The organism is Neorhizobium petrolearium (assembly GCF_017873175.1).
Taxonomy (GTDB): Bacteria; Pseudomonadota; Alphaproteobacteria; order Rhizobiales; family Rhizobiaceae; genus Neorhizobium; species Neorhizobium petrolearium.
The window spans coordinates 204796-231033 of the sequence record NZ_JAGGJW010000006.1 but is presented as its reverse complement, the minus strand read 5'-3'; the positions used below and the strand labels follow the sequence as shown (position 1 = coordinate 231033).

24 protein-coding genes are annotated in these 26238 nt (G+C 62.4%); 3 read left to right on the top strand and 21 right to left on the bottom strand.

The genetic code is table 11. The annotated features are described in order from the left end of the window. Positions 1-2: 2 nt before the first annotated feature. The 14 genes from J2046_RS13545 to J2046_RS13480 all read right to left on the bottom strand — a co-directional run bounded on the left by J2046_RS13545 (position 3) and on the right by J2046_RS13480 (position 15386). Complete coding sequence (locus tag J2046_RS13545) at positions 3-1193, bottom strand: M24 family metallopeptidase (protein WP_210052568.1); 1191 nt, start codon at positions 1191-1193, stop codon at positions 3-5. After that, the gene (locus J2046_RS13540; protein ID WP_210052566.1) at positions 1190-2047 is read right to left on the bottom strand and encodes an ABC transporter permease; all 858 of its coding nucleotides are present in this window, start codon (positions 2045-2047) and stop codon (positions 1190-1192) included. The genes J2046_RS13545 and J2046_RS13540 overlap by 4 nt, the downstream gene beginning before the upstream one ends. Before the next feature lie 12 nt (positions 2048-2059). After that, positions 2060-2977, bottom strand: coding sequence for an ABC transporter permease (locus J2046_RS13535; RefSeq protein ID WP_210052565.1), 918 nt, complete (start codon positions 2975-2977; stop codon positions 2060-2062). A 34-nt stretch (positions 2978-3011) separates the two neighbouring features. After that, on the bottom strand, positions 3012-4499 hold the full coding sequence (locus J2046_RS13530) for an NAD(P)-binding domain-containing protein (protein ID WP_411828501.1): 1488 nt from the start codon (positions 4497-4499) through the stop codon (positions 3012-3014). Beyond that, the gene (locus tag J2046_RS13525; RefSeq protein ID WP_210052561.1) at positions 4499-5470 is read right to left on the bottom strand and encodes a LysR family transcriptional regulator; all 972 of its coding nucleotides are present in this window, start codon (positions 5468-5470) and stop codon (positions 4499-4501) included. Before J2046_RS13525 ends, J2046_RS13530 begins: the two co-directional genes overlap by 1 nt. 262 nt (positions 5471-5732) lie before the next feature. Beyond that, a complete protein-coding gene (locus tag J2046_RS13520; protein WP_233469772.1) occupies positions 5733-6617 on the bottom strand; it encodes a LysR substrate-binding domain-containing protein in 885 nt (294 codons plus the stop codon). Positions 6618-6802: 185 nt separating this feature from the next. After that, positions 6803-8296 carry a carboxylesterase/lipase family protein gene (locus J2046_RS13515; RefSeq protein ID WP_210052558.1) on the bottom strand — a complete coding sequence of 498 codons (1494 nt, stop codon included), beginning with the start codon at positions 8294-8296 and terminating at the stop codon, positions 6803-6805. A 7-nt stretch (positions 8297-8303) separates the two neighbouring features. Further along, positions 8304-9098, bottom strand: a complete 795-nt coding sequence (locus J2046_RS13510; RefSeq protein WP_210052556.1) for an ABC transporter permease — start codon at positions 9096-9098, stop codon at positions 8304-8306. 8 nt (positions 9099-9106) lie between these two features. Then, on the bottom strand, positions 9107-9988 hold the full coding sequence (locus J2046_RS13505) for an ABC transporter permease (protein ID WP_052182820.1): 882 nt from the start codon (positions 9986-9988) through the stop codon (positions 9107-9109). After that, complete coding sequence (locus tag J2046_RS13500; protein ID WP_210052554.1) at positions 9985-11052, bottom strand: ABC transporter ATP-binding protein; 1068 nt, start codon at positions 11050-11052, stop codon at positions 9985-9987. Before J2046_RS13500 ends, J2046_RS13505 begins: the two co-directional genes overlap by 4 nt. A 24-nt stretch (positions 11053-11076) precedes the next feature. Continuing rightward, on the bottom strand, positions 11077-12159 hold the full coding sequence (locus tag J2046_RS13495; protein WP_152601106.1) for an ABC transporter substrate-binding protein: 1083 nt from the start codon (positions 12157-12159) through the stop codon (positions 11077-11079). 131 nt (positions 12160-12290) lie between these two features. Further along, the gene (locus tag J2046_RS13490; protein ID WP_210052552.1) at positions 12291-13292 is read right to left on the bottom strand and encodes a dipeptidase; all 1002 of its coding nucleotides are present in this window, start codon (positions 13290-13292) and stop codon (positions 12291-12293) included. Continuing rightward, positions 13292-13927 (bottom strand): 2-hydroxychromene-2-carboxylate isomerase, encoded by a 636-nt coding sequence (locus tag J2046_RS13485; protein ID WP_210052549.1) that lies wholly within the window; start codon positions 13925-13927, stop codon positions 13292-13294. The genes J2046_RS13490 and J2046_RS13485 overlap by 1 nt, the downstream gene beginning before the upstream one ends. Beyond that, positions 13920-15386, bottom strand: a complete 1467-nt coding sequence (locus tag J2046_RS13480; protein WP_233469746.1) for a SidA/IucD/PvdA family monooxygenase — start codon at positions 15384-15386, stop codon at positions 13920-13922. Before J2046_RS13480 ends, J2046_RS13485 begins: the two co-directional genes overlap by 8 nt. Positions 15387-15635: 249 nt before the next feature. Between J2046_RS13480 and J2046_RS13475 the strand changes: the two genes are divergently transcribed. The 3 genes from J2046_RS13475 to arsK are packed head-to-tail and all read left to right on the top strand — an operon-like array spanning position 15636 to position 18660. Continuing rightward, positions 15636-15956 (top strand): ArsR/SmtB family transcription factor, encoded by a 321-nt coding sequence (locus J2046_RS13475; RefSeq protein WP_210052546.1) that lies wholly within the window; start codon positions 15636-15638, stop codon positions 15954-15956. 53 nt (positions 15957-16009) lie between these two features. Then, entirely contained in the window at positions 16010-17428 is a 1419-nt protein-coding gene (locus J2046_RS13470; protein ID WP_210052544.1) for an FAD-dependent oxidoreductase, read from the top strand. Continuing rightward, a complete protein-coding gene (arsK, locus tag J2046_RS13465; protein ID WP_210052542.1) occupies positions 17425-18660 on the top strand; it encodes an arsenite efflux MFS transporter ArsK in 1236 nt (411 codons plus the stop codon). Before J2046_RS13470 ends, arsK begins: the two co-directional genes overlap by 4 nt. A gap of 86 nt (positions 18661-18746) precedes the next feature. Here arsK and J2046_RS13460 read toward each other — a convergent pair whose 3' ends face one another. From J2046_RS13460 to J2046_RS13430, 7 genes are all read right to left on the bottom strand, one after another. Further along, the gene (locus J2046_RS13460) at positions 18747-19436 is read right to left on the bottom strand and encodes a winged helix-turn-helix domain-containing protein (RefSeq protein ID WP_210052540.1); all 690 of its coding nucleotides are present in this window, start codon (positions 19434-19436) and stop codon (positions 18747-18749) included. Positions 19437-19449: 13 nt separating this feature from the next. Beyond that, positions 19450-20136, bottom strand: coding sequence for a phosphate regulon transcriptional regulator PhoB (gene phoB, locus J2046_RS13455; RefSeq protein WP_037150033.1), 687 nt, complete (start codon positions 20134-20136; stop codon positions 19450-19452). A 42-nt stretch (positions 20137-20178) separates the two neighbouring features. Further along, entirely contained in the window at positions 20179-20892 is a 714-nt protein-coding gene (gene phoU / locus J2046_RS13450) for a phosphate signaling complex protein PhoU (RefSeq protein ID WP_037150036.1), read from the bottom strand. Between the two features lie 41 nt (positions 20893-20933). Beyond that, entirely contained in the window at positions 20934-21725 is a 792-nt protein-coding gene (gene pstB, locus J2046_RS13445; RefSeq protein ID WP_233469771.1) for a phosphate ABC transporter ATP-binding protein PstB, read from the bottom strand. Between the two features lie 35 nt (positions 21726-21760). Next, positions 21761-23116, bottom strand: coding sequence for a phosphate ABC transporter permease PstA (gene pstA, locus J2046_RS13440; protein WP_210052536.1), 1356 nt, complete (start codon positions 23114-23116; stop codon positions 21761-21763). Further along, entirely contained in the window at positions 23113-24573 is a 1461-nt protein-coding gene (gene pstC, locus J2046_RS13435; protein WP_210052534.1) for a phosphate ABC transporter permease subunit PstC, read from the bottom strand. The genes pstA and pstC overlap by 4 nt, the downstream gene beginning before the upstream one ends. A 67-nt stretch (positions 24574-24640) precedes the next feature. Next, positions 24641-25681 (bottom strand): substrate-binding domain-containing protein, encoded by a 1041-nt coding sequence (locus tag J2046_RS13430; RefSeq protein ID WP_210052532.1) that lies wholly within the window; start codon positions 25679-25681, stop codon positions 24641-24643. Positions 25682-26238 lie beyond the last annotated feature (557 nt).

Sequence of the window (26238 nt, the reverse complement as noted above, 5' to 3'; positions counted from 1 at the left end):
GTTCAGACCTCCAGGTAGCCGCCGGCGGAGCGGGTCAGGTATTCGCGGCCGGTTTCGGTCATGAGAACCGTGTCGGAAATCTGTGTGGCGCAAACGCCGGGCACACGGATATTGGGCTCGAAGGTGAAGATCATGCCCGGCTCCAGCACCAACGAAGAATTGGCGTCGAGCGAGGAATGCTCATGGGCGCCGAGCCCGATTCCGTGGCCGATGCGACCGGGAATGTTGGCACCGTAGCCGCGCTTCTTCAGGCCCTCACGGGTCTTCTCGAACAGGTCCCTGTAGGGTGTCCCGGGCCTGATGATCGCATCGACCTCCTCGCGGATCTCGAGGATGGCGTCGAGCGCCCGCCTGTTGACCTCCGGCAGCGGCCCCATGGCCACTGTCCGCTCGTTTTCCGCATGGATGCCGTTGGCGATCGTCCAGATGAGAACAGAGACCGCCTCGCCGCGCTGCGGCTTGCGCTGGGTGGGGTTGTCGCAATTGAAGAACATGCGCGGGCCGGAGAGCACCCAGGTCCAGAGGCCGTTCTGAACGCCACCCTCCAGTGAGCCGAAATCACAGACTTCCACATCGGGATAGTTTTCCGCCCAGAGCCTGTTCATCGCGTGCATCGAGGCGACCGCGACGTCCCGCTCCGTTCCGCCCGCCGCCAGCGTTTCGACCGCAGTATCCATGCCAAGGTCGGCGATCTTCGCGGCAATGCGTGCCTGGGCGATCTCGTCGGGATCCTTGATCAGTCGGCAATGGTCGATGAGATGGCTGACATCGGTGAACTTCGCGTCCGGCAAGGCCTTGTGAAGCTGGCCGAGCCGCTGGATCGAGACGAACTCTTCCTCGATGCCGACCGTCTTTGCGGCAACGCCGAGATCGCCGAGGATGGAGGCAAGCGCATCCTGCCAGTTCGGCCCCATCGTCACCTTGGTGGACCATACGCCATAAAGGCGAATGTCCGGTACCCAGGCGCTCGCCCGGCCATGATCGTCGCGCAGCGCATGCACGAGCATGATCGGATCATGGTCACGCGTGAGGATGGCAATCACCGGATGCGAATAGATGATCGGGTTGAAACCAGTGAAATAGAAGCTGTTTTCCGGCTTGAATGAAATGATGACATCGACGTCCTGTTTCGCCATGCCCGCCTTGAGGCGTCCGACGCGAGGCGGCAGACTGGATGGGGATATCTTGTTCATCGCATGGTCCTCAATTTCGGATCGAAATAGTCGCGCAGCCAATCCCCCAAGAGGTTGACGCTGAGCACGGTCAAAAGGATCGCGACGCCCGGGAAGGTGACGATCCACCAGGCCGTCGAGATGTAGACGCGGCCATCGGCCAGCATGCGGCCCCAGCTCGGGTTCGGCGGCTGGACGCCGAGGCCGAGGAAGGATAGAGCCGCATCCATGATGATGATGCGGGCGAGCTCCAGGGTCGCAATCACGAGCGCCGGCGTCAGGACGTTCGGCAAGAGATGCTTGATCATGATGCGCCAGGTCCCTGCCCCGATCGCATGCGCGGAGAGCACGAACTCCCTCTCCCGCAGTGCCAGAACCTGACCGCGGATTATGCGCGCGTAACGCAACCAGCTCGTCAGCGCGAGCACGACGACGAGGTTGGTGGTGGACGGCCCCAGCGCCGCGATCACCAGAAGCGCGAGCAGCATGAGAGGCAGGGCGAGCTGGATATCGACGATGCGCATCAGCAGACGATCGACCATGCCGCGATAATAGCCCGCGACGATGCCGAGAAGCGTGCCGACGATGCCGCCGAGAACGACGGCGGCCGTGGCGATCGTCAGCGTCACCCGGCTCCCGTAGACGATGCGCGAAAGGATGTCGCGACCGAGCTCGTCGGTGCCGAGCGGATGGGCGCCCGGCGAAAAAAGCCCCGTCCAGGTAGGGGCCGCCATGCGGGCGACGAGGTTCGAGCGCGTCGGGACCGGCAGGCCGAGATAGGGTGCAAGCAGCGCGGCCAGGACGAAGACCGCGACGAGAACGAAGCCGAACAGTCCGGCGCGGCTTTTCAGGAGGGCGAGGAAGAAGGACTTCATGGACCGCCCCCCTTATTGTCGGCTGATACGCGGATCGAGCACGCCATAGAGCAGGTCGACCAGCAGATTGATGAGGATGAAGATAGCGGCGACGAGAGCGACACCCGCCTGAATGACCGGGAAATCCTGGGCCTGGATCGCCTGCATGATGATGCGTCCGACGCCCGGCCAGGCAAACACCGTCTCGATGACTACCGAACCGCCGAGCAATTCACCGGCGATGATGCCGATCATCGTCACGACCGGGATCAGCGCGTTGCGGGCGATATGCCAGAAAAATACCGTGCGCGGCATGAGGCCCTTGGCGCGGGCGGTGCGGACGTAGTCCTCGCGCATGATGTCGAGCAGCGACGACCGCAAAAGCCGGGCAATGGAGGCGGAGACGAAGACCGCAAGCGTCAGCCCCGGCAGGACCAGATGGGCGATCGTGCCCGAGCCGCCGGTCGGCAGCCAGCCGAGATCGACCGAAAAGACGAGGATCAGCATGATGCCGAGCCAGAAAACGGGTGTCGCCTGCCCCAGCAGGGCCGCGATCATGACGATGAATTCGGAGATGGTGCCGCGCTTCAAGGCGGCAACCGCGCCGGCGGCGCCACCGATCAGCGTACCGAACAGCAACGCGGTCCCGGCAAGCTCGACGGTCGCCGGCATGCGTTCGAGGACGACATCCATCGCCGGGCGGGTATGCTGGAAGGAGATGCCGAAATCTCCGCGCAGCATCGCGAACATGGAAACGGCATATTGTTCGAGGATCGGCCGATCGAGGCCGAGGGAGATCCTTAGCGCGTCGATCTCCTGCTGGTCGGCTCCGACCGGAAGCAGCAGCACCGCAGGGTCGCCCAGCACGCGGCTGACGAAGAACACGATGGTCACCACACCCCAGATGGCGAGCAGCGCTTCTCCGAGCTTGACTGCCAGGTAGCGGTTCATGGGCAAGGCCCCGCAGCGGCAAGAACCGTATCTCTCATTCCGCTGCACCCTTTTCGAGATCGTCGAGCATCGCGGCGGAATCGGTCCACTCGTCGCCAAGCAATTCCGGCGTCTCGTATGCCACCAGATTGGCGAAATGGGTTTCGCGATCAGCGACGAAGAGGTTGCGGGCGATGCCTCGCGCCAGCCGGCGTCCGCCATCACTGACGGCCGGGATGTCGCCCGACAGCTTTCCGTGGCTGAGCGATGCCGGGTAATTGAAGCAATGGACGAGGCGCAGCGAGGGGCAGCTTCCCGGCACCTTTTCGAGGAATTCGAAGTCGGGACCGAGATAGGGCGAAGTCGCGAGTTCACCGTTCTCCATGCCCTCGGCGGGCGCGTAGCTATCCTGCCAGAACCGGATGAAGGGCGCGAAGTGATGAAGTTCCGGCCGCGCATCGAGATCCACCCGGAAGCCTGTCGCGAAGATGACGAAGTCGTACTCCAAGTCGCCGCGACTGGTCTCGACAATCACCCCGTCTCCCTTTTCACGCAGGCCGCGCACCCCGGTCGCCAGAAAGAAACGGCCGTTCGGATGACGGGAGACCCGGAGCGTGGAGTCCCGCGGCGGCGGCGTCTGGGCGCCCAGCACATAGTCCATGAACTTCCACTTCCAATCGTCACTCAAGCCCGCAAAGCCCTGCACGACGCCCTGGCTGGAAATGCCGGTGAACTTGTTGATGCGCGGCATCTCCTTGCGGCGGATGATCATGTCGACGCCGGCGGCCCCTGCTTCGAGGGCGGTGGCAGCATTGTCCATGGCCGAGGCACCGGCACCGATCACGGCGACGCGCTTTCCCTTCAGGGCCGCAAAATCGATGTCATCGGCCGAATGCGCCCAGAACCTGCGGTCCACGTGGTGCACGAAGTCCGGCACGTAGCCGCCGCCGAGGCCGTCGCGGCCGGTCGCAAGCACGACATGTCGTGCGTATAGCCGCTCATCCCTTCCGCTTGCCAAATCGGTCGCTTCAAGTGCGATCAGGTCGTCATTGACCGGCGCCATGCCGGTGACGGCGATGCGATTTCGAACCGGCAGGTCAAGCACCTTGCGATACCAGACCAGGTAGTCCATCCATTGTTTTTTCGGTATCTTGCCAAGCGCCTCCCAGGCGTCCTGGCCGAACTGTGCCACATACCAGGCGCGGAAGGTCAGCGACGGCAGGCCGAGGGCCGGCCCCGTCAGTTGCTTAGGCGAGCGGAGCGTCTCCATGCGGGCGAACGTGACCCATGGCCCTTCGAGCCCCCGCGGAGCCCGGTCAAGGCAGACGACGTTGTGGATACCGAGCATCTTCAGCGACGCGGTCGCCACGAGCCCGCACATGCCGGCGCCGATGACGACGGCGTCATAGATACGCTTGCCGTCGTATTCGGTCGCCGGCACCCACTCCTTGGGAGGAAGCTCGAGGAGCGAAAGGTCGTCGGCCAGTCTGCTTTCGAGGCCTGCCAGACCCGTCGCCGGCTGCTTGGCTTGGACGTTCAAGATCAATGCTCCTGTGCATGTTGGCCGGCGCCGAACGTGGCATCGGCAACGCGTTCGATATGGCCCGGATCATGCGCGATGAAACCGGGCATGCGGGCGGCTGAAATCCTGATGATCAACTGGATGAGCTCAAGGACGCCATCCGGAAGCGGCCTGGAAGCCGCCGAGAAAATCCCCCAGAGAAACGGGACGTTCATGTCCAGGGGGCGGATTTCGACATTCTTCAACTCAACGCCATAGGCGGTGGCGGGCTCAACGATCGCGATGCCGAAACCGGTCGATGCGAGCTGCAACGCATTGAGCGCCGCATTGGTGTCAACGATGCGCGACGGCCGGACACCGGCAACCTCAAGCGCCTGGTTGACGCGGCGGCGCAGACGGAAGGGGTTCGCCATGGTGATCAGGCAGCGATCGGCGAAATCATCCATGGAAATCGTCTGCTTGGCGGCCAGAGGATCATCCACCGCGACCGCCGCCACGCAAGGCGACTGGAAGAGGCCATGCACTTCAAGACCGGGATGCTCGACCGGCAGGGATGCAACACAGAGATCCGCCGTGCGGGCAAGCACGGACTGGACCGCAGCCTCGGCCGAAATGCTGCGCAGATGAATGTTCCGGGGAAGCAGGCTTTCCGGCATCTCGGCCAGCGCCAGGGGAAGGAGACCGCTGGCGAAAGCCGGGATCGCGGCGATCTCGATTGGAGCAAGTTCTGCGGACGCAATCGTCTTCGCCCGCTCCTGGAGCTGGCCGATCCCGGTCAGGAAACGTTCAGCATCGGCATGGAAGGCGATCGCCTTGGACGTGGGCGTGATGCGCGGGCCATTCCGTTCGAAGAGCGGAAACCCGACCGAAGCCTCCAGCTCCTGGACAAGCCGAGTCACCTGGGATTGCGAACGGTCCAAAAGGCGCGCCGCGGCGGTGATGCTGCCCGCCGACATGACCGCCAGAAAGACTTCGAGCTGCTTGATTTCCATCGCCAACCCATAATGCGCAAATTGCAACATTGATCTATGTCAATTCATTTAATGCATAATGAGGTTTGAGGCAATAGAAAATCCCGCCTAAAAAATGTGCTTTCGGGATTCGATGTTCGAGCAGGCGCCGCTTTCGAAGGCCTCCACGATCGCTCGACGCGTTCAAACGGACGTGCCGGGCGCAGCGATACCGGTTACGCCCAAGCATCCAGCGTTCGTCTCAAGGCCAAATGTCACCGTCTGGCGACAGTTATCATCACGCCTATATGCTTGGCAGGCTGTCGTGCTTGATAAAGCTGGTCAGCTTCGATGCCTGGTGCTCGATCGCATCGATCAATCGCCGGACGGTCGCCGACAGCGGAAGTCCCGTCGCCGTGATCACGCCCCAATGGAACGGGACATGGAAGCTCAGGGGGATGACGGAGACGTCCTTGATCGGCAAGCCGCTCAGAGTGACCGACTCGACGATCGCCACTCCAAGCCCCGCGCGGGCCAGTGAAAGCGAGACATAGGTGGCGTTGCTGTCGATGACGCCGCCAGGCTCGATGCCATGCTCGGCAAATGCGCGGTCGATACGCATCCGCAGCCGGTACGGATTTGCCGAGGCGATCAAGCGGCGGCCGTGCAGATCGGCCGGTTGCAGCATGTCCTTCCCCGCCAGGTCGTCGCCAGCGGCCACGATGGCCACGCATGGCACCTCCCCGATCCAGTGGACGTCGATACCCGGATTGTCGAGCGGCAGGCTGGCGACGCCCACATCGGCCGTCCGCGCCAGAACCGCCTGGACGACATTTTCCGAAGCGATGCTCTGCACATGGACATGTTCGGGAAAGAGTTCCTTTGGCAACTCCTGTAACGCCAGCGGGATCACACTCGCGGCGATCGCCGGGATCGATGCAAGTTCCACCGCCTTCGCCTGAGCAGTCTCGATCTGCCGGGCCCTTTCGCTGATGGTGCGCAGCCCGCTGAGGAACAGTTCTGCCTGGGAGAAAAAGGCGACCCCCTGCTCGGTCGGGGCGATCCGCGGCCCGTTGCGATGCAGCACCGGAAAACCCAGCTCCTGTTCCAGTTCCTGAATGAGCCTCGTCACCACCGGCTGGGATTTTCCAAGCGCCTTGGCAGCACCCGTCATACTGCCGATGGACATCACGGCCACGAAGGCCTCCAATTGCCGCGTATCAAGATATTCCGGAGGCATAGGGTTTCCCGTCTTCACCCTTACGAGCGACATTCCAGCATTCTTCGACGTGGTTGGTATAGCCATCTTACCCTTGGCAGACCAGCCCGGTTCAGAGCGGGCGCTTATCGGTGTGAACGGTCGCGCGATCCTTTTCACGCGCTCGCCTTGCTCCAGAGCGCGGTGCGCCCATCGAAGGGGTCGGCGATGACGCGAAAATCCCCGCTATCCATATGCAGCACCTCTGGCTGCGAGGCAGAATAGCGAGGCCAGTCGCCGGCCGGCGACTTCGGCATCTCGTCGCGCATGAAGGAAACCCAGACCTCGTGAACAGCCGCCGCGAAATCCGGCCGCGTGACGGCTTGGCGCGCCGGCAGGTGGCTGGCATCCATGCCGCGCCGGTACCAAACCTCGCCGACTTCGGCGCCGTGCGGCGCTCCAAGTTCGTCTGTCCCGATCGGCCCGTAGAGGTATTTGTAGACGGGCTGGTGGACCGCATGCAGCCGGGCGAAGCGCGTCGCCGGGTTCTGGAAGACCAGATCGCCCCCGACGGCGCGCCAGATACCGCGCGGAGAATGATCCGGCAACGCACGCCGATAGCGCTCGACGATCCCGGCTCCGGTCAGGCCCATCGGCCGCACGCGTTCGTGCAGCAGGCTTGCGGCGATCTCGAAATCCATGTCCGGCTGTGCCGTCGCATGGGTCACGTATTCGCCGGTCGTGCAGCCGATCATCATCGGCACGGCGATGATTTCGCCATCCGCTGCGGCGGCTTCCGGGTGTCGCGGAAGCGAGATGCCGTCGATGACCGGGACGAAAGGGACACCCAGCATCGACGCCGAGCCGTCCCGCTCGAAGTCATGCCGCTCGTAGGATTCGTTGCAGAGGTCGCGCTGCGCAACGAGCAGGGTCTCGAAGGGCATGTCGTGCAGCTCGGCTTCCGTCACCTGCAGATAGTCGAGCATGCGACGATTGAGCTTCTGCGCATCGTCCATCGTGGAAATGCCGGTGCTCGCTCCGCTTTGCGGCATCGCCCTGGCGAAGAGACCATGCGCAGCCGGCATGGCCATGACCGCAGCAATCGCGAAGCCACCGGCGGAACGGCCAGCGAAGGTGACACGCCTCGGGTCACCGCCGAAGGCTTTGATATTGTCGCGAACCCACTGAAGCGCGGCGATCTGGTCGAGCAGGCCGCGGTTGTCCGGCGAACCGTCGTTCAGATGCAGGAAGCCGAGCGCGCCCAGCCGGTAGTTGACGGTGACCTCGACGATGCCACTGGCCGCAAAGGCGCCGCTTTGCAGAACGGCCTCGTTCGCCGAACCGACGGCATAGCCGCCGCCATGGATCCAGACGAGTACCGGAGCGGAACCGGTTACCGACGGCGTCCGGATATTGACCGTCAGGAAGTCCGTGCCGAACTCCAGTTTCGATGCGGCCGCCTTGCCTACGGGACCGTAGGTCGGGATCTGCGGACAGACTGCGCTGAGTGTCTTGGCGGAGCGCATGCCCGACCACCGGGGCACCGGCTGCGGCGCCGCAAAGCGCCGCTCCGGCGTGATCGGCGCGGCATAGGGAACCCCGAGAAAGACGTGATATCCGTTTTCCCGAAACCCCTCGACGGGACCGCCCGTTGTTTCGACGATTGTCATGCCGACCTCATATTGCCCTGCGCAGGCCGACCAATCTTTCGACCGCGACCACGACGCCGATGGAGATCAGGATCAAAATGACGGAAAGGGCGGCGATCTGCGGATCGGTGGAATATTCGAGATAGTGATAAATTTCGGTCGGCAGCGTGGACGCCTTGACCGAGACGATGAACAGCGAAATCGTCGCCTCGTCGAAGGAGATCAGGAAGGCGATCACGGCGCCGGCGATCAGGCCGGGACGCACCAGCGGCAGGGTGATGCGCCAGAAGACCATGGCCGGAGACGCCCCGTGCACCAGTGCGGCCTCTTCCACACGCGTGTCGACGGCCATCAGGCTCATGGTAATCGTCCGTACCGTGTAAGGGATCGTGATGCCGAGATGGGCAAGCACGATGCCGGGATAGCTGTCGAGCAGGCCGATCGGCGCGATCACCAGCATGATGCCGACCGCCAGCACGATATGCGGCACGAGGAAGGGCGCGAGGATGAGGAAATTCACCACCGCCTTGCCGCGGAACGTGTAGCGCACCAGCGACAGCGACAGGAGCATGCCGGCCGAAACCGATACGATGCCGACAATCGCGCCGATCGCCAGGCTCCGCCAGAACGCCGAGATGAACTTCACGTTCTCGAACACTTTCACATAGGAGCCGAACGACAAGCTTTCCGGTGGAAAAGCGAGATACTGGCGCGTGTCGAAAGAGATGATGAAGACGATGATGATCGGCGCCAGCAGGAAAAAATAAAGCAGCGTGATCAGCGTGTTCCAGGCGACACGACCGAGGATTGAGGTGTTCTGCATGGCCGGCCTCACACTTCGAGCGCGCGCAGCGCACGCTGGTAGAGAAGGATGATGCTGCTGAACAGCACGAGCAGCATGACCGAGAGTGCCGCTGCCAGCGGCCAGTTGAGCGTCACCGTCGCCTCGTTGAAGACTTCCGTGCCGAGGACGAAGACGCGCCCTCCCCCCATCAGCCGAGGCGTCACGAAGGAGGAGATCGCCAGCACGAAGACGAGGAGCGCCGCCGTCAGCACGCCGGGCAGGCTGAGCGGCAGGACGATGCGCGTGAACACCTTGAGCCGGTTGGCGCCAAGCATCGCGGCCGCCTCCTCCAGTTGGACGTTCAACCGGCCGAAGCCGCTGAGCATGGCGAGGATCGCATAGGGCATCAGGATTTCGATCAGCGCGACGGTGGCGCCGAAGCTGTTGTTGGTGAGACGGATGACGCCATCGGTCAGCGACAGCGCCTGCAGCGTGCTGTTGATGACGCCCCGGTCTCCGAGGATCACCATCCAGCCGTAGGTCCGCACGACCGACGACGTCAGCAGAGGTGCCACCGCGAGCGCCGTCAGCACGCCCCGGAAGCGGCTTTGCGTCCGGGCCAGGAAAAGCGCGATCGGATAGGACAGGATCACGGCGAAGATCGCGACATTGAAGCCGAGAACCAGCGTATTCCAGGCCACCCGCCAGTAGAACGGATCGAACAGAACGGTTGTATAAGCTTCCGATGTCCAGTCGCCGCCGCTCAGCGCCCCCACTGCCGAAGAGGCGAAGGAGGCGCGGAACAGCCAGAGGAGCGGCAGGAGGAAGGTGATGACCAGCGCGACGAGGCCGGGCAGAAGCAGCATCAGGAGGATGCCCCGCGAGGCGGCCGGCGCGCCGCCTGCAGGCGCTGTCACGGCGGCGCTCATGCAGCCTCCCGACCGATGAGGGTCACGTCTTCGGGCGCAACGGTCAGGGTGACCTGATCGCCCTTCTGCGGAAGGACACCCGCATGCGTCGGCAGGTCGGCCTGCAGCAGGCGGCTGCCGCAGCGCACGCTCAGCGTCAGGATCTGACCGCGATAGACGATGTGCTCGACGGTGCCGGTAAAGCTGTTCGGCTGGCCGTCCTCTCCTGCGAGGAGCAAGCGATGGGGCCGGACCATCAGCCTGACCGGCGATCCGACAGCGGCTTCACCGACGAAACGAAGCGGCGGGAGGCCGTCGACGGCCGCCACGCCCGGCCCGGCGACCTTGCCTTCGAAAAAGGTTCCGGCACCGATGAAGGAGGCGACGAAATCGGTCTGCGGCCGGTCGAAGATTTCGCGCGGGGTTCCGATCTGCTCCAGCCTGCCTGCCGACATCACGGCCAGGCGGTCGGCCATCGAAAGCGCCTCGTCCTGGTCGTGGGTGACGAAGATGGCGGTCACGCCGGTGCGTGCCTGGATGTCGCGGATTTCATCGCGCATCTCATCGCGCAGTTTCGCATCGAGGTTCGATAGCGGCTCGTCGAGCAACAGGAGTTCCGGCTCGATCACCAGCGAACGGGCGATCGCCGCGCGCTGCTGCTGGCCACCGGAAAGCTGGCTGACCTTGCGCTCGCCAAAACCGGCGAGCTTGACGAGATCGAGCGCCTTCCTGACGCGCTCCTCGCGTTCGGCCCTGCCGACCTTGCGCATTTCCAGGCCGAAAGAGATGTTCTCCGCGACCGTCATGTGGGGAAACAGGGCATAGGCCTGGAAGACCATGCCCATGTTCCGCTTGTAGACGGGAATGGAGGAAACGTCCCTGCCGTCGAGCCTGATCGCGCCCGAACTCGGGACGATCAGGCCGGCGATCATGCGCAGGATCGTCGTCTTGCCGCAGCCGGAAGGCCCGAGCAGGGCCAGCATCTCGCCGCGCGGCAGCGAGAAGCTGACGTGATCCACGGAAGGCTTCTGGGCGCCTGGATAGGTCTTCACGAGATTTTCGATGATGACGTGATGATCAGCCATGACGGCCAGTTCCCTCAAGACAGATCAGTTGAGCGCGATGACTTCGCGGTTGATGCGCTGGATCCAGGCGGAATATTTCTCCGCGACAAAGTTCCAGTCGAGCGACATCTGGGCGGCCTGGGCCTCCTTGGAGCCGTAGATGCGTGCGGCAACCGCGTCCGGCAGGGTCACCTTGGTATTGACCGGTCCATAGAAGCTCTTCTCGGCGAAGGTCGCCTGTGCCTCGGTGCCCAGCGCATAGTTGATGAAGAGCTGTGCCGCCTCGGCATTCTTGGAGTTTTCGACGAGACCGATCGTATTGGTCTGGCCGATCGAGCCTTCCTTCGGCGCGGCAACAGCAATCTTGCCGCCCTGCGTGTCGTGCAGGTATTGCGCGCGGCCGTTCCAGCAGATGGAAAGGTCCACCTCGCCGCTCTGGACGACGGCGTAGCAATCCGGCGCCGGCTCCCAGGTCGAGACGTTAGGCGCGATTTCCTTGAGCATGTCGATCGCCGGATCGACGGTGTCCTTGTAGTCGGCGCCCTTCAGCTTGTCGAGGATCGGCAGCAGGATGACGCCGCGCGTATCGCCGAGCTTTGCGGCGATCCTGCCCTTGTATTTCGGATCGGTCAGGTCGTTCCAGCTCGTCGGCGGCTGCTTCACGCTGTCGGTATTGTAGAGGATCGCCAGATTGTCCTGAGAGAAGGCGACCGCCTTGTCGCCGTCTAGGCGGGCCCAGTCCGGCATTTCGGCAAGGCTCGGGACCTTGGCCGGATCGAGCTTGGCGAAAATGCCGCTCTTGTTCGCCTTGATGGCGACCGAAACGTCGATCAGGGCTACATCGATCTTCGGATCGGCCTGCTGAAGCGTCAAAAGGGCGAGCGTCTCTGCGGAATTCTTGCTCTGCTGATACGTCACTTCGATGCCGGGATATTTCTCCTTGAAGGCAGCGATGATGAACTTCTGGTAGTTGTCGGCGAAAACGCCGGAAAAACCGACGACGTTCACCGTTCCCTTAATCGAGGCATCCTGAGCCTGGGCCGCGCCGGCAAATGCGGCAAGGCCGGCGGCAAGAATGCCGGCGCGGAGGAACATCCGCGAAATTCCGTTTTGCATGCGTATCGTCATGTCCGTCTCTCCAGTTTTAGGCATGGCGTGTGTTCTTATATCCCCATGCAGTTCCCTGAGCCCGCAACCGCGGTCTCCCGCTCGATAAGCCGAGGCAATTTCTTGCTACCGACAGGCTATGCCGGAGAAGATCAGGCCATCGGCGTCCAGGCCGCGTCGAGCACGCGCAGCCAGTTCCTGCCGAGAAGCTTGAGCACCAGTTCCTCGCTCCAGCCGCGCGCCAGCATCCGGGCCGTCAGGTTCGGCATCTCGGTCATCCGCTGGATTCCCTTCGGCTTCGATATCTTGACCGAGCCGAATTCGGTCAGCGTGCGCGCGGTGCCCTTGTCCTTGTTGGCCCAAAGCAGCCAGGGACCTGGGCGCGGCCGGTCGAGCGAAAAATCCGTGCCGATCCCGACATGGTCCTCGCCGACGAGGTCGATCACGTAAGACATGGCATCCAGGTAGTCCTCCACCGTCGCGTCGTTGCCAGCCGCAAGGCCCGGCGCGAACAGGCTGACGCCGATCAGGCCGCCCTTTTCGGCGCAGGCGACGAACAGTTCGTCCGGCTTGTTGCGTTTGACGTCCCGTAGCGCCCGCGGCAGGATATGCGAGATGCAGACCGGCTGCTTCGAATAGGCGATGACGTCGGCGCTGGTCTTGTCGCCCACATGGCTCAGGTCGCAGAGCACGCCGACGCGGTTCATTTCCGCCACCACCTCCCTGCCGAAGCCGGTGAGCCCGCTGTCGACCTCCTCCAGGTAACCCGCGCCGGAATAGTTCTGGGTATTGTAGGTGAGCTGCATGATGCCGACGCCGAGATCCTTGAAGATCTCCACGTAGTCGAGCCTGTCTTCCAAAGGCGAGGTGTTTTGCCAGCCGATGATGATGCCGGTCTTGCCTTCCGCCTTGGCGGTATGGATATCGGCAACGGTGCGGACCGGTCGGATGATGTCGCCGTTCTCGCGCAGGAAGCGCTTCCATTCGGAAACGTAACCGATCCCTTCGCGGAAATTCTCCCAGAGAAGGGAGGAGACGTTGACGGCCGTCAGGCCTCCGGCGCGCATTTCCTCAAAGATTGACCGGCTCCACTGGCAGGTCTGGAGGCCATCCACGATGATTGCGTCATCATGCAGTTTTCTTGCGTCGGTCATCACGCCGTTTCCTTGCGCATTTCAGTGGTCTTGCCGGCCTTCAGGGCGCGGTCGACGAATTCCAGGCGATCCTGCCCCCAGAAGAGTTCCTTGCCGAGGACGTAGGTCGGCGTCCCGAAGACACCAAGCCGCTCGGCCTCCGCGAGATTGCCGTGCCACTCCGCGACGATATCATCCGGCTGCGGATCGGCGACGAGCCCTGCCGCGGTCCCGCCGGCCGTTGCCCGCGCGATATCGCGGAGGGTGGAGAGGTCGGCGATGTCGCGGTCCTCGGCCCAAAGCGCCCGCTGCACGGCGAACGAGAAGGAAATCGCGTCGAGGCCCGCCTTCTGGATCGCGATCACCGCCTGCGCGGCGGGCTCGATCGTACGGCAGGGGTAGAATTTCGGCTTCAGGTTAAGCGGCATGCCGAGATAGTCCCGCCAGCGGCGCAGTTCGACCTCGTGATAGAGCTGGCGTGCATCGGGACGCTTGCGAAGTGGGATGCCGCCATTCGCCTCGATGATGCGGATCGGCCTGAGCCGCACGCCTGCCTCATTCTCACGGGCAATCGCAACTGCCCTTTGGGCGCCGAAATAGGCCCATGGCGACGAGATGCCGTAGAAAATCTGAAGCTCCGGACGTCGTTCATCCATTGGCAATGCTCATATCCTCGTCAATATCGGCATCCGTCCATTCGTCGCCCAGAAGTTCCGGCGTATCGAATGCGAGAAAGCGGTCGAGATGGTAGGTCCGGTCCTCCACGAAGAGTGACCGTGCGAGACCCGTCGCCAGGCGCGCCGCGCCATCGCTGATCGAAGGTATCCCGCTGGTGATCTTTCCGTGCGAGGGAACCGCCGGATAGGCGAAGCAGGCGATCCGCGAGACCGAGGCGGCAAGACTGGGATCAAGCCCGGGCTTCGGCAGAAATTCGAAAGAGGGGCCGAGATAGGGCGTCGAACCCACACCTTCATGCTCCCACCCGGCGGGCGGAGTATAAGCGTCGCGCCAGAGCAGGATCTTGCCGGCGAGGGCGGAAAATTCCGGCCGCTTGCCGAAATCGACCGAGAAACCCGTCGCGAAGATCACCAGATCGGTCCGGTAACGCCCCTTCGGGGTCACTACGTCCACCCCATCGCCGGCCTCGACGAGATCGCTTATCGGGCTTGCGAGATGGAAGAAGGCGTTCGGATGGCGCGAGACGCGCAGCACGCTGTGGCGCGGCGGCGGGACCTGGGCCCGCTCGCCGGCAACCATGTAAGTCCACTTGTCCGCATCCGGCAGGCCGGCATAACCGTGCGTCATGCCCTGGCTGCCGACCCCGGTGAACTTGTCGACGCGCGGGATATCGGCACGGCGCACGAAGATGTCGACGCGCGCCGCACCCACCTCCAGGGCAGCTGCGGCATTGTCCATCGCCGATGCGCCGGCGCCGACGACAGAAACGCGCTTGCCCTTCAAGGAAGCCATGTCGATAAGATCGGCGCCGTGCTTCACGAAACGCGACGGCACGCGCGCGGCGACATCCGGAAGCGTCGGAGCGCCGAGCCCGTCAAGACCGGTCGCCAGAACCACGCGGCGGGCAAGCACCTGCTCCTTCGCTCCGGCCTTGTCGAAGTCCAGAGCGATCAGGCCATCGTCGCGAAAGCCGATCGCCGACAGGGCGACGTCGTTGACCACGTCGAGATCGAGAACCCGCCGATACCAGACGAGATAATCCATCCACATGGGACGCGGAATGAGGCCCATGTCGAGATAGGCCTGAGCGCCATATTGCGCCTCGAACCACGCACGGAAAGTCAACGACGGGATGCCGAGCGCCGGCCCAGCGGCGTCCTTGCGGGTGCGCAGCGTCTCCATCCGTGCATAGGTGATCCAGGGGCCCTCCCGCCCTTTCGGTGCTCGGTCGAAGGCGCGGGCATTGCCGATGCCGACCTTCCTCAAGGCCGCCAGCGTCACCAGCCCGCAGAGACCGGCCCCGATCACGGCGACGTCCAGAACCTCTGCACCATCGACTTCAACCCGGGGAAGCCAGGCCTTCGGCGGCTGGTTGAGCCAGAGGAGATCGAGCTGAAGCCTGCGCTCGAGATCTTCGAGCGAAGCTGGTCGGTGCAAGGATGAACCAGAGAGCGTCACGAGCGACCTATAATTCGGAAAACGAATGAAACATTCATTACGATACAAAAACAGAAATGTAAAGCGCTTGATGAAAAACGGGGCACATTCGACCGCCGCCTTAATTGTGAACAATCAGGATCGCTTCATGGACCTGGAAGCGCCGGCCTTGCCTGCCTTGAGCTTGCAAAGAAGCACGCCCGGCAGAAGTGCTTGACGGGCGACGCTCGGCGCGATATCAGTATTTCCATGAATATCGAAATAGCATCTTCACAAATGGAATCCCTAGGCAACCCGACGCGGCTGCGGATTTACCGCACGCTGGTTCGGGCAGGCTTCGACGGGCTCCCGGTCGGCGGTCTCCAGCAGCGGCTGGAGATTCCGGCTTCGACGCTGTCGCATCATTGCAGGAAGCTGATCGATGCGGGACTGGTGACGCAGGAGCGAAACGGAACGACGCTGATCTGCCGGGCAAACTACAAGGCAATGTCGGCGCTGATCGGCTATCTGGCCGATGAGTGCTGTGCGGACGGCCGATGCGAGGATGTGGAGACGGCCGCGGTGGCCTGATTTTTTTGCCCATTTATTTCGAATAAACTAGAAATATGGAAGGAGAGAGGTGAATGCCTTCGAAGCTACCCATAGCAATCATAGGTGCGGGCCCCGTGGGTCTCGCCGCGGCAGCGCAGCTTGTAAAGCGCGGCCTTCGTCCACTGGTTCTGGAAAGCGGGTCGTCGGCGGGAACGTCGCTGCGGGCCTGGGGACACGTGCGTGTCTTCTCGCCCTGGCGCTATGTCATCGAGAACTCGGCCGCCGAACTGCTTCATCGATCTGGCTGGATTGCCCCGGATCCCGAAGAGCTGCCGACCGGAGCGGAGATCGTCGAACGGTATCTCGATCCCCTCGCCCGGCTTGCGGAAATCGGCCCACATGTCGCCTACGGTACGACCGTGACCGCCGTGACGCGTGAGAACCTCGACAAAGTCACCAGCCGGGGACGCGATGCTTCACCTTTCGTAATCCGCTATGTGGATGCCTCTGGTGAAGAGAAGGCTGTCCTCGCCAGCGCCGTCCTCGATGCGTCCGGGACATGGAGAGGCCCAAGTCCGATGGGCGTGGACGGCCTTCCGGTTATCGGAGAAAGCAAAGCGGGCGACAGGATCGCCTATGGGATTCCGGACGTATCCGGCGTCGGCAAGCCGGGCTATGCCGCGGCATCGATCCTCGTCGTCGGCAGTGGCCATTCCGCCATCAACGTGGTGCTGGCGTTGCTCGAAGTCCAGAAGACCGCGCCGACGACAACGATATCATGGGCGCTGCGCCGCAATGGAATCGACCGTCTTCTCGGCGGCGGATTGAACGATCAGCTTCCGGCTCGCGGCGATCTCGGGCTGGCGGCGAAGGAGGCGATCGAAAGCGGCCGCGTGAAGCTGCTGGCTCCCTTCGCCGTCCAGCGCGTCCGCGAGAACGGCGGCCGCCTCGACGTGGAGGCTTTGCATGACGGCCGGTATGAGCGGCTTGCCGTCGACCGCATCGTCGTGGCCACGGGCTTCCGTCCCGATCTCGACATCCTGAAGGAACTCCGGCTCGATCTCGATCCGGCCGTGGAGGCCCCTCGCCTTCTCGCACCCATGATCGATCCGAACCTGCATTCCTGCGGAACGGTGCCGCCGCATGGCGTGGTCGAGTTGATACAGCCGGAACCCGGCTTCTTCATCGTCGGTTCGAAATCCTATGGACGCGCCCCGACATTCCTCATGGCGACGGGGTACGAGCAGGTCCGCTCAGTCGTGGCGGAGCTCGCAGGCGACAGCAAGGCCGCCCGCGAGGTGCATCTCGTTCTCCCGGAAACGGGTGTCTGCAGCGCAACCAATCCAGTGCTCGCAGAGGCAGCGTCCGGCGGCTGCTGCGATGGTCCTGCTCCTTCTGAAGTCGACGCGTGCTGCATCGCCGACATGAAGGCCAAGACTGATGGCAAAGCTGGTTGTGGCTGTGGTACATCCACTACGGTGGAATGGAATAATGTGGAACCTGCAGAATGACCGAGCGGAAAGCTCCCGCGCGCCTGATCTGGGCGCTCGGCGCAACACAGATCATCGGCTACGGCACCCTTTATTATTCCTTCAGCATTCTCGCGCCGGACATGGCGCGAGACTTGTCCATCCAACAAGACAGGCTTTTCGGGCTGCTATCGGTGGCGCTGCTGGTTGGCGGACTGTTCGCACCGAGAGCGGGAAAGTGGGCGGACCGATTTGGAGCCGGCCGGCTCATGGTCCCTGGTTCGCTTGCTGCCGCCATCTCGCTTGGCTGCGCGGCCGCATCACCGAATGCGACGACGTTCGGTATTTCACTCGTCGCAATGGAGATCGCCTCCAGCTTCGTTCTCTACAGCACGGCATTTGCAGCAATCGTGCAGGTTGGAGGCAGCAAGCCACAGCGCAGCATAACCCATCTGACGCTGATCGCGGGATTCGCATCAACGCTCTTCTGGCCGCTCACGGCAACACTGCATGACTATCTCGGCTGGCGTGAGATCTATCTCGTCTTCGCGATCCTGAATATCGCCGTATGCCTTCCGGTCCATTGGTGGGTCGGGAGACTTCCCCGCGACGCGCCCGAACCCCGGGCATCAGCAAATCAATCCGGAACGACGGCCGTCCGGCCTGAAACCGGCCCCGCGTTCAGTGGCGTCTTTATTCTGATGCTTGCGGGCTTTGCTCTGGAAGGATTCGTGCTAGCCTCCGTACTCGTCCACATGGTTCCGCTGCTGACGGCGCTTGGGCTTGGCACGGCGGGGCTCATGGTCTCCACCCTCTTCGGTCCCTCGCAAGTCGCCAGCCGCCTCCTGAACATGATCTTCGGAGGACGCTTGTCACAGACGGTGCTCGCCGTGATTTCCGCGGGACTGCTCGCCGTCGCCCTAATCGTCCTGATGGCGACAAGCCCGTGGCTCCCCGGTCTCATCGCATTCGCCATCCTGTTCGGCCTGGGATCCGGGCTTGCAAGCATCGTCGGAGGAACGCTTCCACTGGAGCTTTTCGGAAGGCAGGGTTATGGCGCCCGGCTCGGCTGGGTGACCGCCGCACGCCAGTTTTCCTCGGCGCTCGCACCCTTTGCGTTCGCCGTCATGCTTGGGACTTGGGGGGTCGGCCAGGCAGTCGCGATCAGTATCCTGGGAGGCGCGGCAGCCGTCGGCCTGTTCGGAGCGATCGCCGTCGCCCGCTACAGAGCAACAAGACCGGTAGCGGGACCTTTCGGTGGTTCGCAGGCCTGACAAGACACGACAAGCAGGAGATGCGAGGCCCTCGGCGAAGCCCTAAAGAAAAAGCAGCATAGGCCTTCCAACGATCGCGAGAAAATTCAGACGTCGCCGAGCGCGTAGCCCGCTCCGCGGACGGTCCGGATCACCTGGTCAGCCTTGCCCAGGCCGATGCCCTTCCGCAGGCGGCCGATGTGCACATCCACGGCGCGCTCGTCCACGGTTGCACCATCACCCCAGAGCGACCTTTTCAGCTCCGTCCGCGAATAGACCCTTCCCGGATACCGCATCAGGAACTCGAGAAGCCGGAACTCGGTGGGGCCGAGCCTGACTTCCTTCTTCAGCCTGTGGACCCTGTGCGCTTCGCGGTCGAGGGTCAGGTCTCCGACCCTGATCATATGGCTCAGAAGATTCGGATGCATGCGTCGAAGAAGGTTCTTCACCCTTATGGCAAGCTCGACGGAGGAGAATGGCTCTACGAGGCAGTCGTCCGCGCCGGCAGCGAGACCCGTCAGCCTGTCGCTCTCGCTTTCCGCCGGAACAAGCAGGACGACGGGCACCCGCATCGTCGCTGGTTCGGTACGAAGTCTTCGGCATATCTCGATGCCGTTCAGCTCCGGAAGGGACGAACCCAGCACAAGTACATCAGGAAGGCTCGAAACCAACCGCTCCATCAGCTCGGAGCCCGCCGAAAGCAGGGTTACGTCGAAACCTTCGTCGGCAAGGGAGAACCGCAGCACTTCGCGCAGCGTTTCATCGTCATCGACCACTACGACAACTCGCGCTCCCATTGCGGTGCTCTCCCTAGTGTCCTTCCATCGAGTATCCGGCGCCGCGCACGGTGCGGATGACATCCTGCATATTGGAGAAGTTGAGCGCCTTCCTGAGGCGTCCGACATGCACGTCGACGGTGCGCTCATCCACATAGATGTCGTGGCCCCACACCCCGTCGAGAAGCTGCGAGCGCGAGAAGACCCGGCCGGGCGCGGCCATCAGGAATTCCAGAAGCCGGAACTCCGTCGGGCCGAGCCGCACTTCGCGGCTCTTGCGATGCACCCGGTGCGTCTCCCGGTCCAGCTCGATGTCGCCGCAGCGCAGGACGCTCGACAGCACTTCCGGACGCGCGCGCCGCAGCATCGCCTTCACCCGCGCCATCAGTTCCGGCGTCGAGAACGGCTTTACGACATAGTCGTCGGCGCCGGTCGCAAGCCCGCGGACCCGTTCGCTCTCCTCGCCGCGCGCCGTCAGCATGATGATCGGCAGCCGCTCCGTCTCCGGCCGCATCCTGAGCCGCCGGCACAGTTCGATGCCGGAAACACCGGGCAGCATCCAGTCGAGGATCAGAAGGTCCGGCGTGCGTTCCTGAAGCCTGATCTCGGCTTCATCCCCGCGCAGGATCGTCTCCACCTCATAACCTTCCGCTTCAAGGTTGTAGCGAAGAAGCACGCTCAGCGCCTCCTCGTCCTCCACGACCGCGATCTTCGGCTGCATTCCGTCTTAGCTCCGTCACCATTCCATCGTCATTCGGCGTCGTTATTCCGTGATCGCGCCGAGCGTGTTCGACGTATCGTCCTTCGGACGCTCACCTTCCGGCTGGGCGCCGGTCGTCATGTAGTAGATCGTCTCGGCGATGTTGGTGGCGTGGTCGCCGATACGCTCAATGTTCTTGGCGCAGAACAGAAGATGCGTGCAGGTGGTGATGTTGCGCGGATCTTCCATCATGTAGGTCAAAAGCTCGCGGAACAGCGACGTGTACATCGCGTCGATTTCCTCGTCGCGGATGCGGATCGCCTCCGCCTTCTCGGCCGAACGGCTAGAATAGACATCCAGCACTTCCTTCAGCTGCGTCAGCGCCAGATCCGACAAATGCTCGATGCCGCGGGCGAGCTTGCGTGGCACGCCGGTGCCCTGCACCGCGATCACCCGCTTGGCGGTATTCTTGCCGAGGTCGCCGACCCGCTCCAGATCGGAGGCGATGCGCAGCGATCCGACGATGTCGCGCAGGTCGCCCGCAACCGGCTGGCGGCGGGCGATCGTCACGATCGCCTTGTCGCCGATATCGCGCTCGGCATGGTCGAGGATCACGTCGTCGGAGATCACCTTCTGGGCAAGGGCGGCATCGGAATTGACCAGTGCCCGCACTGCATCCGCGCACATCTGCTCCGCAAGCCCGCCCATCTCCGAAATCCGGCGGCTCAGATATTTCAGTTCGTCGTCATAGGCAGACAGGATATGTGTCGAAGACATGGTCTTATCCTCAGATTGTCAGGAAGGCCCGCAACCGGCGATCAGCCGAAACGGCCCATGATGTAGTCCTGGGTACGCTGGTCATCCGGATTGGTGAACATCTTGTCGGTATCGTTCTCCTCAACCAGATTTCCGAGATGGAACATGGCAGTGCGTTGCGATACGCGGGCCGCCTGCTGCATCGAGTGCGTCACGATGACGATCGTGAAGTTTTCGCGCAGTTCGTGGATCAACTCTTCGACCTTGGCGGTGGCGATCGGATCGAGCGCCGAACAGGGTTCGTCCATCAGGATCACTTCCGGGCTGACGGCAACCGCACGCGCAATGCACAGGCGCTGCTGCTGGCCACCGGAAAGGCCCGTACCCGGGCTGTCGAGACGATCCTTCACTTCGCCCCACAGTCCTGCCTTCTGCAGGGCCGAAGACACGATATCATCCAGCTCCGACTTCTTTCGCGCCAGACCGTGAATGCGCGGGCCATAGGCGACGTTCTCGTAGATCGACTTCGGGAAAGGGTTCGGCTTCTGGAACACCATGCCGACCTTGGCGCGCAGTTGAACCGGGTCCACCTTGGGATCGTAAATGTTCTCCGAGTCGATCGAGATGTTGCCCTCGACACGGCAGTTGGCAATCGTGTCGTTCATCCGGTTGATGCAACGCAGGAACGTCGATTTACCGCAACCCGACGGACCGATGAAGGCCGTCACGGAACGAGGGCGGATATCGATATTGACATCCTTGATGGCGTGCTTTTCGCCGTAATAAACCTGCACGTTACGGGCGGAAATCTTCGGTTCATTCATGGCTGGAGCTTTCGTCGGCGTCGTCGTCATCGTCGTTGAGATATTATTCATCATTACACACCCCTTTACCAACGGCGCTCGAAGCGGCGGCGAAGAATGATTGCGACCAGGTTCATCAGGATCAGGAATACCAGAAGCACGATGATGGCACCGGACGCACGTTCGACAAATGCCGGGTCGCCGCGCTGCGTCCAGTTATAGACCTGAACCGGAAGCGCCGACGCCGGATCGAAGAAGCCATCCGGCGGACCGGCGGGATATTCGCGCACGAAGGCGACCATGCCGATCAGCAACAGAGGCGCAGTCTCCCCGAGGGCTCGGGCCAGCCCGATGATCGTCCCCGTCAGGATGCCGGGCATCGCCAGAGGCAGAACGTGATGGAAGATGGACTGCATCTTCGATGCGCCAACACCGAGCGCTGCGTCGCGGATAGACGGTGGAACGGCCTTGAGGGCGGCGCGCGTGGCGATGATGATCGTCGGCAACGTCATCAGGGTCAGGACAAGCCCCCCCACGACCGGCGCCGATTGCGGCAAACCGAAGAAATTGATCAGTACGGCAAGGCCCAGAATGCCGAAGACGATCGAGGGAACCGCTGCAAGGTTCGAAATGTTCACCTCGATCAGGTCGGTGAAGCGGTTCTGCGGCGCAAATTCCTCAAGATAGATCGATGCAGCCACGCCGATCGGCAGCGACAGGACGAACACGATCAGCATCATATAGGCGGAGCCGATGACCGCAATCCCCAAGCCCGCCGCTTCGGGCCGGGTATCGGAGGCGTCCGGCGCCGTGAAGAAGCTCCAGTTGAAACGGGTCGTCAGAATGCCCGCTTCCTTGAGCTTGTCCGCCAGCATCAACTGCTCGGGGGACGTATTGCGATCGAGCTTCGCGCTCTCCATCGTCACGCGCCCCTTGTAGTATCCGTCGATACGGCCGGCGGCCAGAAGATCGAAGGAATGGGTCTGACCGATCACCGACGGATCGGCCAGCACGAACCTGCGGAGATCGGCGGGGGCCTCCTTGGAGATCAGTTCGGCGGCGGCCTTTGCGTTCATCCCGTCGACAGCGATGCCCTTCTGCGCCATCGCGTCGCGGAGCGCCTTCTCGATGAGGGGCGCATATCCGAAGGTCGAGACCTTCGCGATGTTCTCCGGCTTGCGATCGCCGGCCTTGTCGAGGACGGCCGCATCGAGATTGACGTTGAGGGTGATGTAGGTCTGCTGGAACGACGAGAGGCCGTTCGACAGGATGGACAGCAGGAGGCCGATCAGTGCGACGATACCGATCGCCACGGCGATCTTGCCCATCAGGCGAAACCGGGCCTCCGCATTGTTGCGACGACGGGTTCGTTCATCGAGGGCAAGGAGGGACTTTCCCTTTGTGGGAACGGCTGGGTTGCCGAATACGGTCACGTCGGTCATTCGTACTGCTCCCGGTATTTGCGCACGATGTAAAGGGCCAGCACGTTCAGCCCAAGCGTTATGACGAAGAGGGTCAAGCCAAGCGCGAATGCAACCAGCGTTTCGGGGCTTCCGAACTCCGTATCGCCCGTCAGCTGACTGACGATCTTGACGGTGACCGTTGTCATCGCCTCGAAAGGATTGAGGTCAAGCTTCGCCGCAGCGCCTGCACCAAGGACCACGATCATGGTTTCTCCGATCGCGCGACTTGCCGCCAGCAGGATTGCACCCACGATACCGGGCAAGGCGGCCGGCAAAACGACCTGCCTGATAGTCTCCGACTGTGTGGCCCCCAGTCCGTAGGAACCGTCGCGAAGGGCCTGGGGCACAGCATTGATGATGTCGTCGGAGAGCGAGCTGACGAAGGGAATGATCATGATTCCCATCACCAGGCCGGCGGTCAACACCGAAGACGAAGAGGTGCCGAGACCGAGCGGCTGTGCCAGCCAATCGCGCAGGAAAGGACCTACGGTGACCAGGGCGAAGAGGCCGTAGACGATCGTCGGGATGCCGGCCAGAACCTCGATCGCAGGCTTGACGATACCGCGCGTCGCCGGTCCGGCATATTCGGAAAGATAGACCGCGATCAGCAGGCCAAGCGGAACGGCGACGATCAAGGAGATGATCGACACATAGAAAGTGCCCCATAGCAGCGGCAGAATGCCGAGATCGGAGCCTCCGCGGAACTGGGGATTCCATACGGTGGAGAAGAAGAAATCCTGCGCCGGATAACGCTGGAAGAACTCAAAGGTCTCGACAATCAACGACCCGACAATGCCGATCGTCGTCAAGATGGCGACCAGGGAGGCCCCGAGAAGCAGCGACTTGACAAAACTCTCGCTGATGTTGCGCGCACGCAGCTCAGGCTCTATCCGCCGGTATGCCAGCATGCCGAGAACAACGGCCACTGCGAGGACCACAACCGTCATCATTAGATTGCCGGTCCTGGAGTTCTCCCTGAAGGCCTTCGCCGCCTCGAAGACCTCAGACGGCACGTCGCCGCCCAAGGCCACCCCAACTTCCGCCAGGCGGCCGCGAATATTATTGAAGTCCAGCGCTTCGATGGGAACATCCGCTCCCCTCTGCCCGTCCCGCGCCAGAACGGCATCGAGACCGCCCGCGATGCGGCGGACATCAGACATGACCAAGCTGCGCGCACCGCCCTCGGGGATCACGCTGTCGGGGATCATGCCACTCACGCGGCTCTCGACAATCCCCGGCTGAACAAACAGCCAGGCGACCAGAACGACAAAGGCCGGAACGGCCGTGAACAATGCGACGGTCTGGCCATAATAACCGGGAAGGGAATGGAGCTTGACCCCACTCTTCGCGGCAAGAGCCAGCGCCCTCCGCCTGCCGACCACATGACCCAGTGCCGCAAGCACCGCCAGTATTAGGATAATGAAGCCCACGTCCATCTTGCCCGCCATCCATCAAGCGAAAAGAGACCGGCGGCGCGTGCACGCCGCCGGAACGGCGTCTGAATTAGTTCAGCGGCCCCATCGGAGTGCGTGCCTTCACAGCAGCCTGGGTCTTGGCCAGTTCCGGATCGGAAACCAGACCGTAGGCCGCCAGCGGACCGTTCGGGCCAGCCATATCGTCGGAAACGAAGAACTCGATATAGTCCTGCAGGCCCGGGACCACGTCCAGATGCGCGTTCTTGACGTAGAAGTAGAGCGGGCGGGAAACCGGGTACTCGCCCTTGGCGATCGTCTCGACCGAAGGCATGATGCCGGCCATGGTGCCTACGCGCAGCTTGTCGGTGTTGTTCTGGTAGAAGGACAGACCAAACACGCCGATGCCGTTCTTGTTGGCGGCAACCCGGGCGAGCGTCTCGGTGTAATCACCGTCGATATCGATCGAGACACCATCGGTGCGCAGCGCCATGCAAGCTTTGGTTGCTGCGGCCTTGTCACCGTTGTTGGCAGCCAGATGAGCGTCGTAGGTGCCGTCCTCCTTGCAACCGTCGATGATGACCTTTTCATCGAATACTTCACGGGTACCGTGCTTGGTGCCCGGAATGAAGGCGAGGATCGGCTGCGCCGGAAGGTCGGCGCGGATTTCATTCCAAGCCTTGTTGGGGTTGTCGACCAGCTTGCCATCCTTCACAACCTTGGCGGCAAGCGCGGCGTGCCAGTCAGCCTGGGTAAAGGCATATTCCGGACCATTGATGTCCGAGGCGAAGACGATGCCGTCGTAGCCGATCCGGACTTCCTGGATTTCGGCAACGCCGTTCTTGGCGCAGAGTTCGATGTCAGCCTTGCTGATGCGCGAAGAAGAATTCGCGATATCGATGGTGTTCTCGCCCACGCCTTCGCAGAGCTTTTTGCGGCCGGCGCCCGAGCCACCGGATTCAACGACCGGAGTGGGGAAGTCGGTGTTTTCACCAAAGGCTTCAGCAACGATCGACGCGTAGGGAAGGACGGTGGAGGAGCCGGCGATCTGGATCTGATCGCGAGCCGTTGCGACGCCTGCGGTCGCCAGCAGGATTGCGGCGACTGCGCAGCTTCCTAGATACTTCTTCATGGATTTTCTCCCGTAGAATTCGGATTGACGCTCTGGCGTCGCCTCCCCTCTATAGGGGCTGCATAACAGTTTTGTGACAGTTTTATATCAGTTCTTTTGCGTGGCCGTGAACGGTCCCAAGATGGCCCTCTCCGACCGGGAAAATACACAATTTCTACAAGGAGTTGCCGAGGAAAGCCCGAATCGCGCGGCCAACCGGAATTGGTTCCGAAAGTTCATGTTCGGGAAAGCGATCCCCGCAGCACACCCGACAGCCGCTCAAAATCGGCGCGAACGCTGGCTCCGCACCAAGGTATCGGCTTTAAATCGATCCTGTCTTTGATTTACTCCGTGAACGGAGAGGCAGCCTAAATTCCGCGTACCATTTCATGGTGTAGAATGGTGCCCCCGGCAGGGTTCGAACCCGCGACCCCCTGATTACAAATTAGCCTGCATATGAGCTTGTCAGCGTTAGCCAAGCGCTGCTAATGGCGTATATTTAATTGAGGATGCTAGCTTTTCTCAAATTTATGGGTTAGTTAAGAGCTGGCGCGCGCTGGCTAACGCTAACGCCTGCG

Coding starts and splice junctions, on each gene's coding strand:
- J2046_RS13545 (WP_210052568.1), bottom strand. CDS start 1,193: ATGAACAAGATATCCCCATCCAGTCTGCCGCCTCGCGTCGGACGCCTC.
- J2046_RS13540 (WP_210052566.1), bottom strand. CDS start 2,047: ATGAAGTCCTTCTTCCTCGCCCTCCTGAAAAGCCGCGCCGGACTGTTC.
- J2046_RS13535 (WP_210052565.1), bottom strand. CDS start 2,977: ATGAACCGCTACCTGGCAGTCAAGCTCGGAGAAGCGCTGCTCGCCATC.
- J2046_RS13525 (WP_210052561.1), bottom strand. CDS start 5,470: ATGGAAATCAAGCAGCTCGAAGTCTTTCTGGCGGTCATGTCGGCGGGC.
- J2046_RS13520 (WP_233469772.1), bottom strand. CDS start 6,617: ATGTCCATCGGCAGTATGACGGGTGCTGCCAAGGCGCTTGGAAAATCC.
- J2046_RS13515 (WP_210052558.1), bottom strand. CDS start 8,296: ATGACAATCGTCGAAACAACGGGCGGTCCCGTCGAGGGGTTTCGGGAA.
- J2046_RS13510 (WP_210052556.1), bottom strand. CDS start 9,098: ATGCAGAACACCTCAATCCTCGGTCGTGTCGCCTGGAACACGCTGATC.
- J2046_RS13505 (WP_052182820.1), bottom strand. CDS start 9,988: ATGAGCGCCGCCGTGACAGCGCCTGCAGGCGGCGCGCCGGCCGCCTCG.
- J2046_RS13500 (WP_210052554.1), bottom strand. CDS start 11,052: ATGGCTGATCATCACGTCATCATCGAAAATCTCGTGAAGACCTATCCA.
- J2046_RS13495 (WP_152601106.1), bottom strand. CDS start 12,159: ATGACGATACGCATGCAAAACGGAATTTCGCGGATGTTCCTCCGCGCC.
- J2046_RS13490 (WP_210052552.1), bottom strand. CDS start 13,292: ATGACCGACGCAAGAAAACTGCATGATGACGCAATCATCGTGGATGGC.
- J2046_RS13485 (WP_210052549.1), bottom strand. CDS start 13,927: ATGGATGAACGACGTCCGGAGCTTCAGATTTTCTACGGCATCTCGTCG.
- J2046_RS13475 (WP_210052546.1), top strand. CDS start 15,636: ATGAATATCGAAATAGCATCTTCACAAATGGAATCCCTAGGCAACCCG.
- J2046_RS13470 (WP_210052544.1), top strand. CDS start 16,010: ATGCCTTCGAAGCTACCCATAGCAATCATAGGTGCGGGCCCCGTGGGT.
- arsK (WP_210052542.1), top strand. CDS start 17,425: ATGACCGAGCGGAAAGCTCCCGCGCGCCTGATCTGGGCGCTCGGCGCA.
- J2046_RS13460 (WP_210052540.1), bottom strand. CDS start 19,436: ATGGGAGCGCGAGTTGTCGTAGTGGTCGATGACGATGAAACGCTGCGC.
- phoB (WP_037150033.1), bottom strand. CDS start 20,136: ATGCAGCCGAAGATCGCGGTCGTGGAGGACGAGGAGGCGCTGAGCGTG.
- phoU (WP_037150036.1), bottom strand. CDS start 20,892: ATGTCTTCGACACATATCCTGTCTGCCTATGACGACGAACTGAAATAT.
- pstB (WP_233469771.1), bottom strand. CDS start 21,725: ATGACGACGACGCCGACGAAAGCTCCAGCCATGAATGAACCGAAGATT.
- pstA (WP_210052536.1), bottom strand. CDS start 23,116: ATGACCGACGTGACCGTATTCGGCAACCCAGCCGTTCCCACAAAGGGA.
- pstC (WP_210052534.1), bottom strand. CDS start 24,573: ATGGACGTGGGCTTCATTATCCTAATACTGGCGGTGCTTGCGGCACTG.
- J2046_RS13430 (WP_210052532.1), bottom strand. CDS start 25,681: ATGAAGAAGTATCTAGGAAGCTGCGCAGTCGCCGCAATCCTGCTGGCG.